Source organism: Stutzerimonas marianensis (assembly GCF_022810315.1).
GTDB classification, from domain to species: Bacteria; Pseudomonadota; Gammaproteobacteria; order Pseudomonadales; family Pseudomonadaceae; genus Stutzerimonas; species Stutzerimonas marianensis.
The window spans coordinates 1-367 of the sequence record NZ_JALGRD010000071.1; the positions used below are offsets into that span (position 1 = coordinate 1).

Below are 367 nucleotides of genomic sequence, written 5' to 3' on the forward strand. Positions count from 1 at the left end.
GTCGTCGGTTCCAACGCATCTCTGATAGAGAAGGAACGGGAGGAAAGTCCGAGCTCCACAGGACGCAGTGCTCCGTAACGCGGAGTCCCGGTGACGGGAAGGAAAGTGCAACAGAAAATATACCGTCCCGCCTTCTGGCGGGATAAGGGTGAAATGGCGGGGTCGTTCCCTGTTGAAAATATACAGGGGCAAGTATCGACTTAATGTAAGAGCCCACCGCTCCGGTGGTGACATCGGAGGCATGGCAAACCCCACTGGGAGAAAGGCTAAATAGGGAGGGATGAAGTGGTCCGCTTCGCTAGAACCTCTGGGTAAGCCGTTTGACCTCGCTGGCAACAACGAGGCTAGATAAATGACCGTCCACGAC

1 other RNA gene is annotated in these 367 nt (G+C 55.3%); it reads left to right on the forward strand.

The window, feature by feature from the left end:
• An RNA gene (rnpB, locus tag MST27_RS22290) (RNase P RNA component class A) lies at window positions 1–357 on the forward strand.
• Window positions 358–367: the final 10 nt, after the last annotated feature.